We start from the raw sequence: 10,757 nt of genomic DNA on the forward strand, positions 1-10,757 counted from the left end.
CGGCTTCGCCGTCCTCGAGGCCGCCGGCGGCTTCGGACTGCCCTGCGAGGTCACCCGCAGCTACCACCTCCTCGTCGACACCCTGATCACCGGCCGGCGCCGCCTGGCCGCCCCGGGCCGGAGCTTTGCCGCCCGCCGGCGGGGCGGCCGGACCGACACCGCGGCGTTCACGGTCCCGCAGCACCCAGGCTCGCAGGGTGTTCCTGTTGATGCCCAGGTCGGCGGCGACGTCTTGTAGGTCGCCCCGGGCGTGGACTCGTACAGGGCCACGGCATCGGCCCTGAACTCGTCCGAGTAGTCCTTCATCGCCATCGGCGGTCTTTCTCGCTTCCTCCGGATCAAGCAGATCCAGTATCAGCGTGTCCACCACCCAGGGGGAGGCCCCCTGTGCTCCCGAAGCTGCCCTGAAGGGACGCCCAGGCCGTGCTTGAGTTCGCGGTAGTCGTGCTCGATGCGCCAGCGGATCTTTGCCAGGCGGACCAGGTCGGCGATCGGGGTGTCGTCGGACAGGTCGGACAGCCAGAACCGGGTCGGTTCGTCCTCGCCGTCGGGCCATTCGGCCAGAAGCCACACCTCGGGCAGGACGCCGTCCCACCGGCCGTGCCCGGCCACTGTGGCTGCCTGGGCCAGCCGACGCGAGCGCACCCGGCCGGCCGGGCCTGCATCGCAAGGAAGCGGGAGGTCATGCAGCCGCGGGCCACGTCTACCAGGCACTGGTCCCTCTCGCGTACTGCGAGACCCTCGCTCCCCGCCTGTAGCTGCGAGGCGGTTCCCGAACGGTCTTGCACCCTTGTATCCATGAGCTAGGCGTCGCCTCGGGATCGCAGTCGACGCGGCGCACCACCGGCTCGCAGCGGGCCCGGCTCACGGACAACCTTGCACCCCCAATGTAGGTAGGTACTCGTAGTACCTACCTACGGGTTGCGCTTCCTTCCCCCCTGAGAGCAGGAGCGGAACACGGTTGAACGTCTCATCAACAAGCTGAAGACGCCTGGCGAGGTATCGCCCCGCGGTATGGCAAGACCCCCACGCGCTACCTCGTCGGCCCCCACCTACGTGACTCGATGATCTGGCTCAAGCACCCCGCCTGGACCGCATCTTGATCACTACTCAATGCGTTCCCCCAACGGTTGGTCGGTGCTGTCGCACCTTGCCGGGCAACTACTCCAGCGTCTCGGCAAGTTGGGTAAGGGTGTCGGCCTGGCCAGCTGTCACCGCCTTGCCGGTCTGCGCGCGGATCTGGTTGATGAAAGCATCGAGTTTGTTGGCGCGTGCGGTGCTGTTCGGTGCCTGGCTCGCCGCGTTGAGCTTCGCGTTGAGGCCAGCTGTCACACCACTGTTCGTGCTGAACTTGTCGACGAGACCTGCGAGGTAGGGGTACGGCGAGGTGTCGACGAACGCGTAGCCGTTGACCATCCGGCTGTTCAGCGAATCCGGGTCGATGGTGCTCACCGTCAGCTGGTACGCGCCGGGCGTGGCGTAGGTGTGCGTCCCTGAGATGGCGAACTTGCCGCCACCAGTGGGCGTCACGGTGCCGGGGCTGCGGGTGAGGTCGCCCCAGTTGATGATCGCGGTCAGTGAGTCCGCCGAGCTTCCGGCCACCGTGGCCACGGTTCCGCTGAAGGACTGGCTCGCATTCGGGTAGAAGGTCGTACCGTTCACCGTCGGAGCCGGTGCGGCCGTCACCTTCTCCGGCTGCCAGGGCAGCGAGACGGCGCGCAACTGGCTGCCGCTCGCGTCCCCGGTGAGCTGCCAGGTGAAGATGCCGTTGAGCCCCTGCTCCTTGGCGTACTTGGAGCGGATGCCGAGCGAGTGCGCGGTCTCGTAGCTGCAGAAGGTCCGCGTCGTGGGGTTCCACAGGTACGGCGACTGAACCTGAGCGTCCCAGTTGATCAGGATGGAGGTGTTGCTCGGGTTGAGTGCGTTGGCCGCTGTGGTCTGACCGCAGCCGGTCGACGTCCACGGCTGGAACAGGCCGTTGTTGAGGGTGGTGGTGGTGACGAACCCTCGTGCCAGGGTGAACTCCACGCCCAGCGTCATCTTGTTGCGCGGCACACCGTGCTCGACGTAGTAGCGCACGGCATCGTCCGTGCTGTTGTACTGATCGCCGGTGTTGTCGTCGGAGTGCTTGTAGAGCGGCTGGTTGAACATGGATACGGGGGAGTACCCGGTACCCATGTCGTAGGTCATCACATTGATGTTGTCCAGGGTGCGGCCGAGGGTCGCCAGATCGAAGCTGGTGTTCGTGTCGTACGGCGCGCCGGTGACGCCGTTGCCGGAGTCCTGCCAGCGTCCCGCCGGCAGCGCGGCGGTGACCAGGAAGTCCCGGCGGCTCTTGCCGTGCGCGTCCGCGTAGGCGTTCAGCTGGGCGCGGAACTCATCGACGAGCAGGTTGAAGTTCTGCCGGTCGTCAGGTGAGTAGCCGATGTTCGGCAGGCCGCCGGAGATCGGGAACTCCCAGTCGAGGTCGAACCCGTCGGTGGCTCCGTTCTTGACGAATGCGTCGATGCACGAGGCGACGAACGCCTTGCGTTTGGCATCGCTGGAGGACACGTCGGAGAAGTTGGCGGCTCCCCAGCCGCCGATCGAACGGATGACCTTCAGGTCCGGCCGAGCCTGGCGCTCTGCTAGCACCTCGTTGATGCCCGCGGTGCTCGCGGTCGTGCAACTACCATTGCGAATGGTAGAGAATGCCCAGAAGAAGTGCGTGACCAGGTCCATCTGGACGCGCTTGAAGTTCGGCGGATCGGAGAGCAGGTAGCCGCCGACCATCGGTGTCGGCAGTGGCGGTACGGTCTCGCCGGTTGTTGCGGGCTTCTTCGCGTCTGCCGTCGCAGGCGGAACGAACCCGAGTACGGCCATTGCGGCAACGCTTGCACAGACGAATATCCGTCTGATTTTCATCGATACCCTTCCTGTTGGTTGTGATGCTGCACCCGGGGAGCGTGAAATACGCCGAGTGCGTCGTGTGTGGATCAGCCGGACGTCGAGCCCGGCTGCATGAGACATGCCAGCCGCCGTCCTGGGCTGGGAGACGAACGGGGCGCCGAGCATCAGCAGTGACGGCGACCGCTACAGGCGTGGTCGCCATCACCGCCGTACCGGGTAGCGGAGCTTTTCGGTTCGCAGGAACGGTGATCGGCTGCCGACGTTGTTGGCGAAGACAGCTGCGGCGGCGGTCTGGTTCTTGCCCGAGGGGCTCGCCGGGGCCGCCTGGGCCACCGCGCCGACCGTCGCGGCTCCGGCGACCGAGGTCGCGAGGAACGCGCGGCGGGAGTGAGGCTGTGGGCCAGATCTCTCGTGTTGCAACTCGATCCCTCCTTGCCTTCCGGCCGGAGCGCGTTTGCGTACCGGCCGCTTGGTGCAGCGGAAGTGATACTTGTGCAGACACTTGTGTAAGCCACTTACGAAAGTAGGCTGCTATAGTTTTTCCTGGCAGGGGCAACCGAGTCAAGGGGAAAGCGTCGCCGCCCATGAGAGAGGACCCGCCGCTCCTGCGACAGCTCAGCCAGGGCAGGGTCCTGATGGTGCTTCGCGAGGTGTCTCATCTGCGCCTGGCCGAAATCGCCCGCCGCACAGGACTGTCCCGGCCCACCGTGAGCGAGGTGGTCGACGAACTACGCGCAGCCGGCTGGGTGGAGTACGTCGAGGAGCATCCCGACAGTCGTAACGTCATGGGCCGGCCGGCCCGGCTGGTACGATTCCGCGCCGACGCCGGCTGCGTCCTGGGCATCGACATAGGGCCGCACCGCACCTCCGCGGTGATTGCCGACCTCAACGGTGAGCCTCTGGCGACCAGCCGCTGTGCGACCTCGGCCGCGCAGGACAGCCGCGAACTGCTCGCCGCCGTCCGGTTGACGGTACGCGGGGCGCTGGACGAGGCCGGCCTCAAGCGTGAGGCGGTGCTGGCCGCGGCGGTCGGCAGTCCCGGCATCCTCGACCCGCGCTCGGGCAAGCTGGCGCAGGCGCCCGGCCTGCCCGGCTGGACCTCGCTGAACCTCAAGGCGGAGCTGCGCCGGACCTTCCGCTGCCCGGTCCAGGTGGAGAACGACGTGAACCTCGCCGTGCTCGGCGAGCAGTGGAAGGGGATCGCCCGGAACACCCCCACCGTGGTGTTCGCCTTGTGGGGCGAGCGGGTCGGCGGCGGCATCTGCATCGACGGGCGGCTGCACCGCGGCACGTCGGGGGCGGCCGGAGAGATCGGCTACCTCACCGTCCTCGATCCGCACGACGACCACGGCGCGCGGCCTGACGCGGAGGGACTGGGGCCGTTCGAACGGCTCACGGGCGCGTCGGCCATCGTGGACCTCGCCGGCTCGCTCCCGTACCGGCGAAGCCCCCGGCTTGCCGCTCTGCTGCGGGAGGGCGCACTCGACGTCGTCTCAGTCTTCGATGCCGCAGCCGACGGCGACCCCGGAGCGCAGGGAGTCATCGACACGGTCGCAGCCCGTCTGGCGCGCGGTCTTGCGCCGGTCCTGCTCGTGCTCGACCCGGACCTGCTCGTCATCGGCGGCGGACTGTCCCGCGCGGGGCGCGTCGTACTCGACGCCGTGACCCGGCACCTGCGACCGCTGACCCTCGTGCCGACGCCGATCGAGTTGTCCCGTCTGGGTGACGACGCCGTCGTCATGGGCGCGGTCAGACTGGCTCTGGACGACGTGGAGAACCGGCTGCTGCCCCCGAACGAGCAGCGCGTCCGGTCGGAGAACAGCGGGGCCAAGCGCTCGACGTGAGCCGGGGCCGGCGGCGCCCGCCGGCCCCGGGAATTCGCGGCAGGCGGAACAGGGCTGTGATCCGTACAGAAGCCCGCCTGATGGGACAATGGGCAAGAGCTGTCGGCTCACAGGGACGGAGAGTGCCGCTGTGGGGATGCGAGAGGACCACGACGCCACCCAGCAGCGATTCGACGTGGCCGATGCGGCACCGCTGCCGCTGGACGCCCACGCGGCCGTGACCAGCTGGACCTCCGACGCGGCGCGCCTGCTCGGCTACCCGACCTCCGAGGCCGTCGGCCGGCCCGCGGCGGAACTGCTGATCCCGAGGAGGCGGCGCGCGTACCCGAGCTGGCTCGGCGGTGCCGCACGAATGCCGGATGGACCGGGCTGCTGACGGCCCGACACCGCGAAGGGCATCAGGTCAGGTTGATGGTGCGGATCGTTTTGGCGCCGGAGGCCGGCGGCCAGGACACCGGTGAACCCGTCGTCAGGTGGGTGGCGCCATCGGTACGGCCCTGCTGAACACGATCGCGGTTTCGGCCACGACCTCGTACATCCAGGACCACATCGGGGGTGCCGCCACGAGGCCCCAGCAGCAGCTGGTGCAGTTGCAGGCCATGGTGAACGGCTACACCAGCGCCATCTGGTTCGCCGTCGGGATCCTGGTCGTGGCCGCCGCGATCGCCCTGACCTTCGTGAAACCGCGCGCCCGGGCGGCGGCACGGTGACCGGGTCCTCCGGTGCCGCATCCGGTGAGGGCGTGAAGGACGAGGCGGCGATAACAGGTCAGCGCCCACTGAGTGGTATGTACCTCAGCGGAGCCAGGGCAGGTCCGCACCCGCTTTGTTCGGCTGGAGTCCCTCTCGCCGAGGGACTTCTGCTGTTCGGGGCTGAGCCGGTCGAACAGCGTCTGACGCAGGGCGGCAATCTTGGACGCTTCCGGCTGGATTCACAGGCGCATGATGACCAGGGCGGTGTCGTCGGTGGCGTCACCGGGTGGAAGTAGGTCGTTGAGCACGGCGTCGGCGAGGGCTTCGGGTTCTTCTGCCTGGTGGCGGGCCAGGGAGTCGGCGAGCCGGGCGAGGCCGGTGTCTATGTCTTCGCCGCGGCGTTCGATCAGGCCGTCGGTGTAGAGCACGACAACGGCGCCCTCGCGGAAGGCCGCGACAGCCTGGATCCGGGGGGCGTGTTCAGGGCGGGCGGCCAGTGGCGGGTCGGTGGCCTGGTCCAGGAACTCGACGGTCCCGTCCCTCTGCAGGAGCCCAGGTGGGGGGTGGCCGGCGCTGCTGTAGGTGATGGTGCGGGTGTCCCAGTCGATGACTGCCGTGGCCGCGGTGGTGTTCTCGGCACCGTCGACGGTGCGGGCGTACAACCCGAGGGCTTCCAAGGCGCGGGCGGGGCCTTCGGCGACGAGGGAGGCGGCGCTGAGGGCGCTGCGCAGTTGTCCCATGACTCCGGCGGCGGGCAGGCCGTGGCCGACGACGTCGCCGACGGCAACGGCGATGCGATCGCCGGGCAGGTCGACCAGGTCGTACCAGTCGCCGGCCACGTTCAGTGCTTCGGCGGCGGGCCTGTAGCGTACGGCCGCCGGATGCCGACCGACCGGGCGAGGAGCGGGCAGCATGGCTTCTTGCAAGGTCAGCGCGACTTCACGGGCGCGGATGAGTTCGGTGACGTCCTCCACCCGGTGCAGCAGCAGCGTCACCCGTCCATCAGATCCGAACACGGGGATGTTGGTCATGTTGAAGTACCGCTCGTGCCACACTCCGGGCTGGTCGGGGTCCTCCATGTCGTAGCGCTGCAGCGCCACGATGCTGCGTTCACCGGTGCCCGCCGCCTGGCGCAGTGACGCCAGAACTCTGAGCAGGAGAGGCTCGGAGGGGTCCTTTTCGGGGTGGTCCTCGGGCACGAAGCGACCGACTACCTGCTCGCGGACAACGCCCCGGAGGCGCAAGAACTCCGCGTTGGCATCCGCGTAGATCAGCTGCGGGGTCACCAGCGCCACCGCCCCGGGAAGGGCCTGGAACACCGCCGCGTAGTCGACCGCCGGCACATTCATGACTTCCCTGCCTTGCCCCGCAGCTCTGTCTCTTTTCACGATACGAGCGGGGAGTCACAGCTCGCTCATGATGTTGTAGGCCCAAGGGCGGCTGCACACGAACGTTGATCGATTGGCATGCCCGGAGATCCTCGCCGGTGACCGCGGCACCCTGCACTTCTACGGCCAAGCGCCATCCTGCAGCGCCCACGAGCAGCCCGCCGATCGGCGGGCCGGCGGCGGCGGCCAGCGCCTGACGCACAGCGGCCACGGCGCGATGGTCACAGTCCTCGTTGGTCATCGAAGAGGTCCTCGACGGTGGCTGGGGAGTCGCCGGCAAGGTACTGACCCCTGCCATGCTCAATGGCGACGACTGACCCGACCTCTGCCCCCGGCACAACCGTGAGCGGCGTGCTGACAATGTCCAGCTCGGGGGGAGCGGCAGGCGTCGATCTCGTCGAGAACGAAGAACTCCTTGTGCACACAGGCTCGCGGTGACGAGAGGGTCCTGGTCACCGGTGGCACGGGGTATCTGGCCGGCTGGGTGATGGCGGGCCTGCTCGGTCGCGGCTATCTGGTGCGTACCACCGTGCGGGACGCGGGCAAGTCTGAGCAGGTGCGCGCGGCCGTCGGTGAGCACGCCCTTGCGGGCGATGCGGCGCCGGATGCCCCACTGGGATAACCATCGCCGCAGGTGGTTGTAGTCGTAGTCGTAGTCGTTGTCGGCGTGGAGTTTGCCAGGCTTGCGCCGCCAGGGGCCTCGCCGGGAGCGGACCGGCGGTATCCCCTTCACGAGCGGATCAGGGCCTGGCTGTCATGGACGTTGGCGTTGTGGCTGTCCCGGGGTCAGTGCTCGGCGAGTTCTTCCAGCTGTTGAACGACGCGTTCGATGGGTGCGGTGGCGTCGATCTCGACGGTCGCGGTGGCACGCAGCAGCGGTTCGACGGTGGTCAGGTGGTGGAGAACGGCGTCACGTTCTTCGCTTGCCGTAGGGGTTGTTGGTCCGGGCTGCGATCCGAGCCAGCAGCACGATGTGATCGAACAGGGGACGGCCACGATGAGGTTGTCCTCGCTGTGGCTGCTGAGCCCTGGTGAGACGGCTCGCAGGCTCCGAGACAGTGTCGGACGATCACGAGTTCAGATAGGTGAGCACGGCCAGAACACGCCGGTGATCCTCATCACTTTGGGACAGTCCGAGCTTGAGGAAGATGTTGCTGATGTGCTTCTCGACCGCGCCGTCGCTCACCACCAGCTGCCGGGCGATTGCCGAGTTCGTCCGCCCCTCGGCCATCAGCCCCAGCACCTCCCGCTCCCGCGGGGTGAGCCCGGCCAGCACGTCCTGCTTACGGCTGCGGCCGAGCAGCTGCGCGACGACCTCCGGGTCCAGGACCGTTCCGCCCTCGGCCACCCGCACCACCGCGTCCACGAACTCGCGCACCTCGGCCACGCGGTCCTTGAGCAGATAGCCGACCCCGCCGCTGGAGCCTGCCAGCAGTTCGGTGGCGTACCGCTCCTCCACGTACTGCGAGAGCACGAGCACGCCCAGCGCCGGGTGCGCCTTGCGCAGCTGCACCGCGGCCCGGACGCCCTCGTCGGTGTGCGTCGGCGGCATCCGCACGTCCGCCACGACGACGTCCGGCAGCGCCTGCTGGTCGTGCAGCTCCGTGATGGTCTTGATCAGCGCCTGGGCGTCCCCGACACCCGCCACGACCTCGTGTCCGCGGTCGGTCAGCAGCCGGGTAAGGCCCTCCCTGAGCAGTACTGAATCCTCGGCGATGACCACTCGCACCCTGTCCTCCACGATCCTCGGCCCCCCACAGCCTCGCACCACGGCCTTCCGTGTGACATGGTCCAGCATTCCAGTATTCGGACCGCGCCGCGCCCGGGCCAGGGGAAGTGCAGGGAGGCGACTACATGTTTCGGCCTGCCGCCGCGACCGGTGTGGCCGCGGCCGGCAGGCCGCCATCAGGGGACTTCGGGAGCGGCGGCTCGGCGACGCCGGGGAAACAGCGGACTTCGGGCCGTGGCTCAGCGCCGCCAGGGCAGCTCCGCCGTCACCCGGGTGGGTCCCCCGGACGGCGAGTCCACGATGAGGATCCCGTCCACCGCGTCCAGCCGCTCGGCCAGCCCGGCGAGGCCCGACCCCTTGGACATGTCCGCGTCGCCGACCCCGTCGTCCTCGACCTGGAGCATCAGCCGGTCCTCCACCCGCCAGACGTCGACGGAGGCGGACCGTGCCCCGCTGTGCTTGCTGACGTTCTGGAGCAGCTCGGAGACCGTGAAGTAAGCGATCCCCTCGATGGCCGCCGCCGGCCGCTCGGCCAGATCGACCTCCACCCGCACCGGCACCGTGCAGCGCGAGGCCACCGCCGACAGGGCCGCGTCCAGGCCGCGGTCGGTCAGCACGGCGGGATGGATGCCGCGGGCCAGGTCGCGCAGTTCCTGAAGCGCGAGCTTCACCTCGCCGTGCGCCTCCTCGACCATCGCGGCGACATGCTCGTCGGACCGGCCCTCCAGCAGCTTCTCCTTGGCCAGGCCCAGACCCATGGCCAGATTGACCAGCCGGGCCTGTGCCCCGTCGTGCAGGTCCCGCTCGATGCGCCGCAGATCCGCGGCGGCCGTGTCGACCACGACCCCCCGGTCCGACTCCAGTTCCACCACCCGCGCCGACAGCCGCGACGGCCCCAGCAGCCCGTGCACCAGCACCCGGTCCACCATCGTCAGCGCCCGCACGATCCACGGCGTGGCCAGCGTGAACAGCAGCCCCACCAGCGCGGTCACCGTGATCTCGAACGGATTGTCCAGATAGATGCCGTGCCGGCCGTCGCCGTAGAGCTGGAGTCCGCCCTGGCCGGCCCACATCGGGAACACCCAGAACCACAGCGGATACGTCAGCAGGCTCCAGCCCAGCGTCCAGAAGACCAGCGAGACCGAGAAGGAGAACACCGCCCACGGAAAGTGCAGGATCGCGTAGAGCAGGGCCCGCCAGGAGGCGCCGCTCTTCAGCAGGGCTCCCGTCCAGGCCAGGACGCCCGGCTTCGTCGTCCGCAGCGGCTGCGGCTCGGCGACCTCCAGGCCGAGCAGCCGGCGCGCCCGCGCCCGCTCCAGCACGCCGAACAGGCGGCAGCCGGCCAGCGCCGCCGCCAGCACCGGGACGCCCAGGAACGTCACCAGCAGGCCCGCGCCCAGCGACACCATCGTCACCGCGTACGTGAACAGCATGATGCCGATCGGCAGATTCAGCAGCACGTACCCGAACTCGCGCCAGCTGCGGGCCTCGAACGGCGCCCGCAGCCCGGCCGGCAGCAGGTGCCGTTCCCGGCCGGTGCCACCGTCGTGGAGCCCGCCCGCGCTGTAGGGCCCGTACCCTGGTGCGTCCTGCGATCGGTACTGGGTGGCCATCGGCGTCGTCCCGTCCCCTCGTTCCGTGTCTCCTACGGCTGTCCCGCCGTACTCCCAGCGTGCACCAGTCCGGCGGTCAGCCGGTGATCAGCATCGATGCCAAGAAGAAGGAACAGCTGGGGCAGCTGCCGAACCCCGGGCGGCAATGGCGCCCCGCCGGCGACGGCGATCCGGTGCGGGTGGAGGACCACAGCTTCTACTTCATCGGCCCCGACGTCGACGTGGCGATACCCTTCGGCATCTACGATCTGGCCCACGACAGCGGCTGGGTGAACGTCGGCACCGATCACGACACCTCCGTGTTCGCCGTCGAGTCGATCCGCCGCTGTTGGGCTGCGGCGGTTTCGCTTAGACGGCGCGGCGGGTCTTGCGGCGGCGTACTGCGACGGCGGTGCCGGCACCGGCGACGACCAGCGCGGCGGCCATACCGGCGATTGCGGCGGTGTTGTCGTTCGTACCGGTCTCGGCGAGGTCGGAGCCCGTGGCCGCAGTCTTTAGGGCGTGGTAGTTCTTCGGGGCGTGGTTGGTCTTCATGGTCTTGTTGATCCAGTCCGCGTAGGCGTGCGCGTTGGTGTAGAGGCCAGGGCCCTCCGAGCACGGCA

The 10,757-nt window shown here is 68.9% G+C and carries 10 protein-coding genes and 6 pseudogenes; 6 read left to right on the plus strand and 10 right to left on the minus strand.

Annotated features, from left to right (window positions below):
- Positions 1-238: pseudogene (locus tag ACWC91_RS40775) on the plus strand (hypothetical protein); the annotation flags it as partial.
- A 143-nt stretch (positions 239-381) separates the two neighbouring features.
- Here the strand turns inward: ACWC91_RS40775 and ACWC91_RS40780 are convergent.
- The 3 genes and pseudogenes from ACWC91_RS40780 to ACWC91_RS40790 form a co-directional block, all read right to left on the minus strand.
- Positions 382-698, minus strand: a pseudogene (locus tag ACWC91_RS40780) (IS701 family transposase); the annotation flags it as partial.
- 463 nt (positions 699-1,161) lie between these two features.
- On the minus strand, positions 1,162-2,862 hold the full coding sequence (locus ACWC91_RS40785) for a glycoside hydrolase family 18 protein (protein ID WP_281157460.1): 1,701 nt from the start codon (positions 2,860-2,862) through the stop codon (positions 1,162-1,164).
- A gap of 228 nt (positions 2,863-3,090) precedes the next feature.
- Complete coding sequence (locus ACWC91_RS40790) at positions 3,091-3,309, minus strand: hypothetical protein (RefSeq protein WP_281157461.1); 219 nt, start codon at positions 3,307-3,309, stop codon at positions 3,091-3,093.
- Between the two features lie 164 nt (positions 3,310-3,473).
- Here ACWC91_RS40790 and ACWC91_RS40795 point away from each other — a divergent pair, with 164 nt between their 5' ends.
- The 3 genes and pseudogenes from ACWC91_RS40795 to ACWC91_RS40805 form a co-directional block, all read left to right on the plus strand.
- Complete coding sequence (locus tag ACWC91_RS40795; RefSeq protein WP_281157462.1) at positions 3,474-4,733, plus strand: ROK family transcriptional regulator; 1,260 nt, start codon at positions 3,474-3,476, stop codon at positions 4,731-4,733.
- Positions 4,734-4,863: 130 nt separating this feature from the next.
- On the plus strand, positions 4,864-5,109 hold the full coding sequence (locus tag ACWC91_RS40800) for a hypothetical protein (RefSeq protein WP_281157463.1): 246 nt from the start codon (positions 4,864-4,866) through the stop codon (positions 5,107-5,109).
- An 85-nt stretch (positions 5,110-5,194) separates the two neighbouring features.
- Positions 5,195-5,496 (plus strand): annotated as a pseudogene (locus ACWC91_RS40805) (MFS transporter); the annotation flags it as partial.
- Positions 5,497-5,527: 31 nt separating this feature from the next.
- Here the strand turns inward: ACWC91_RS40805 and ACWC91_RS40810 are convergent.
- Together ACWC91_RS40810 and ACWC91_RS40815 are read right to left on the minus strand one after the other, a co-directional pair.
- Positions 5,528-5,643: pseudogene (locus ACWC91_RS40810) on the minus strand (MarR family transcriptional regulator); the annotation flags it as partial.
- 21 nt (positions 5,644-5,664) lie between these two features.
- On the minus strand, positions 5,665-6,774 hold the full coding sequence (locus tag ACWC91_RS40815; protein WP_450644417.1) for a PP2C family protein-serine/threonine phosphatase: 1,110 nt from the start codon (positions 6,772-6,774) through the stop codon (positions 5,665-5,667).
- Between the two features lie 454 nt (positions 6,775-7,228).
- Between ACWC91_RS40815 and ACWC91_RS40820 the strand changes: the two genes are divergently transcribed.
- Positions 7,229-7,435 carry a hypothetical protein gene (locus ACWC91_RS40820; RefSeq protein ID WP_281157467.1) on the plus strand — a complete coding sequence of 69 codons (207 nt, stop codon included), beginning with the start codon at positions 7,229-7,231 and terminating at the stop codon, positions 7,433-7,435.
- Here ACWC91_RS40820 and ACWC91_RS40825 read toward each other — a convergent pair.
- From ACWC91_RS40825 to ACWC91_RS40840, 4 genes and pseudogenes are all read right to left on the minus strand, one after another.
- Positions 7,361-7,581: pseudogene (locus tag ACWC91_RS40825) on the minus strand (IS5/IS1182 family transposase); the annotation flags it as partial. The gene ACWC91_RS40820 and the pseudogene ACWC91_RS40825 sit on opposite strands and share 75 nt — an antisense overlap.
- 18 nt (positions 7,582-7,599) lie before the next feature.
- On the minus strand, positions 7,600-7,809 hold the full coding sequence (locus ACWC91_RS40830; RefSeq protein ID WP_281157465.1) for a hypothetical protein: 210 nt from the start codon (positions 7,807-7,809) through the stop codon (positions 7,600-7,602).
- Between the two features lie 73 nt (positions 7,810-7,882).
- Positions 7,883-8,542 carry a response regulator transcription factor gene (locus ACWC91_RS40835; RefSeq protein ID WP_301184445.1) on the minus strand — a complete coding sequence of 220 codons (660 nt, stop codon included), beginning with the start codon at positions 8,540-8,542 and terminating at the stop codon, positions 7,883-7,885.
- A 239-nt stretch (positions 8,543-8,781) separates the two neighbouring features.
- Positions 8,782-10,155, minus strand: coding sequence for a sensor histidine kinase (locus ACWC91_RS40840; protein WP_450644414.1), 1,374 nt, complete (start codon positions 10,153-10,155; stop codon positions 8,782-8,784).
- Between the two features lie 62 nt (positions 10,156-10,217).
- Between ACWC91_RS40840 and ACWC91_RS40845 the strand changes: the two are divergent.
- Positions 10,218-10,493 (plus strand): annotated as a pseudogene (locus ACWC91_RS40845) (ISAzo13-like element transposase-related protein); the annotation flags it as partial.
- Between the two features lie 10 nt (positions 10,494-10,503).
- Here ACWC91_RS40845 and ACWC91_RS40850 read toward each other — a convergent pair.
- The coding region (locus tag ACWC91_RS40850; protein ID WP_450644412.1) for an LAETG motif-containing sortase-dependent surface protein at positions 10,504-10,757 on the minus strand (254 nt) is incomplete at its 5' end.

This window comes from Streptomyces sp. NPDC001204 (assembly GCF_053598035.1).

Excerpts from the sequence above, each read along its gene's own strand:
- ACWC91_RS40785 (WP_281157460.1), bottom strand. The coding sequence starts at position 2,862 with ATGGCCGTACTCGGGTTCGTTCCGCCTGCGACGGCAGACGCGAAGAAG.
- ACWC91_RS40795 (WP_281157462.1), top strand. The coding sequence starts at position 3,474 with ATGAGAGAGGACCCGCCGCTCCTGCGACAGCTCAGCCAGGGCAGGGTC.
- ACWC91_RS40815 (WP_450644417.1), bottom strand. The coding sequence starts at position 6,774 with ATGAATGTGCCGGCGGTCGACTACGCGGCGGTGTTCCAGGCCCTTCCC.
- ACWC91_RS40840 (WP_450644414.1), bottom strand. The coding sequence starts at position 10,155 with ATGGCCACCCAGTACCGATCGCAGGACGCACCAGGGTACGGGCCCTAC.